Origin of the sequence: Albidovulum sp. (assembly GCF_049646345.1) — a bacterium.
In the GTDB taxonomy this organism is placed as follows: Bacteria; Pseudomonadota; Alphaproteobacteria; order Rhodobacterales; family Rhodobacteraceae; genus Albidovulum.
The window spans coordinates 1-1,729 of the sequence record NZ_JBARVQ010000127.1 but is presented as its reverse complement, the minus strand read 5'-3'; the positions used below and the strand labels follow the sequence as shown (position 1 = coordinate 1,729).

General features: G+C 65.5%; 2 protein-coding genes. One reads left to right on the top strand and one right to left on the bottom strand.

Annotated elements, in window-relative coordinates; genetic code table 11:
- A partial coding sequence (locus WBB85_RS03190; protein ID WP_432637174.1) for a protein adenylyltransferase SelO occupies positions 1-1,435 on the top strand: 1,435 nt, incomplete at its 5' end.
- An 18-nt stretch (positions 1,436-1,453) separates the two neighbouring features.
- On the opposite strand, the gene WBB85_RS03185 is transcribed toward WBB85_RS03190, so the two are convergent.
- A partial coding sequence (locus WBB85_RS03185; protein WP_432637173.1) for a LysM peptidoglycan-binding domain-containing protein occupies positions 1,454-1,729 on the bottom strand: 276 nt, incomplete at its 5' end.

The window sequence follows — 1,729 nt, the reverse complement described above, 5'->3', positions numbered from 1 at the left end:
CTTTTACACCCGCCGCGCGCCGACGGCCGTGGCACATCCGGGGCCCATCCGCGTCAATCACGCGCTGGCGGCCCTGCTGGGCATAGACCCGCTGTGGCTGGAGTCTGACGAGGGCACGGCGGTGCTGGCGGGCAACAGCATTGCCGCCGGCAGTGACCCGATAGCCACGGTCTACGCCGGCCACCAGTTCGGCAGCTACAACCCACAGCTTGGTGACGGCCGGGCGATACTGTTGGGAGAGGTGATCGGCGCGGACGGTATCCGCTACGACATCCAGCTCAAGGGCTCCGGCCCCACCCCCTACTCCCGCGGCGGCGACGGCCGGGCGCCCCTGGCAGCGGTGCTGCGCGAGTACATTGTGAGCGAGGCCATGCACACCCTGGGCCTGCCCACTACCCGGGCCCTCGCCGCTGTCACCACCGGCGAACAGGTGGTGCGGGAGTCTTTCCTGCCGGGCGCCGTGCTGACACGGGTGGCCCGCAGCCACATCCGCATCGGCACCTTCCAGTTTTTTGCCGCCCGCCAGGATGTCGAGGCCCTCAAGCTGCTGGTTGAACACGTTCTGGCGCGTCACTACCCGGACGCCCCGGGGCAGGACAACCCGGCCCTCGCCCTGCTGCAGCAGATGATCGGGGCACAGGCCGGGCTGATCGCCCAATGGCAGTTGCTGGGTTTTATCCACGGGGTGATGAATACCGACAACATGCTGCTGTCCGGGGAGACCATCGATTACGGCCCCTGCGCCTTCATGGACGACTTTCAGCCGGACAAGGTGTACAGCTCGATCGACCGCGCCGGGCGCTACGCCTACAACAACCAGCCGGGTATCGCCCACTGGAACCTGGCCGCACTCGCCCAGGCGCTGCTGCCGGCACTGCACGAGGACCAGGAACAGGCAGTTGCCCTCGCCCAGGGGGCTGTCGATACGTTTCCGGAGCAATTTACCCAGGCACACCGTGCGGGGCTGGCGATTAAGCTGGGGCTTGTGGAGTTGCGGGACTCCGACCAGGCGCTGGCTGACGAACTGTTCCAGTTAATGGCCCAGCACCAGCTGGATTTTACCCTGACCTTCCGCCGGCTGGCCGACCTGGCGGGGCCGACAGGCGGCAGCAACGGGACTATGGTGGCAGGCTTGTTCGAGATACCGGACCCCCTGTTGCCCTGGCTGGCGCGCTGGCGCGAACGACTCAGCGCAGAACAAACCACCGCAACCGAACGCCAGGCTCAGATGTACAGCGCCAACCCGGTATTCATTCCCCGCAACCACCTGGTGGAAGAAGCCCTTCAGGCGGCGACAGAACAGGGGGACTTTGCGCCCTTCAATGCCCTCGTGGATGTGCTGGCACGGCCCTTTGCCTACGATGAGGCACTGGCGCGCTATGCCACCCCGCCGCGACCGGAGCAGGTGGTAAGGCAGACTTTCTGCGGCACCTGAAGCAGGTGCGGGTGGCGATCAGATGGAGCTGGGAACTTTCAGCTTCTGCCCCGGCTGGATGTAAGCCTTGGTTGATATGCCATTCCAGGCAACCAGTTGTTGCTGGGAGACATTGAAGCGCCGGGCGATGCTCCACAGGGAGTCACCGCGACGAATCACATACTCCACGTGGCCTTTGCCGGCAGTGGATGCGATGCTCACCCTGGCGGGAACGCCGGGCTCGGGCACGACATTGCCCGGTAGTATCAGGGTCTTGCCTGCGCGGATGTTGGGTTTGCTCATGCCGTTGAGGGC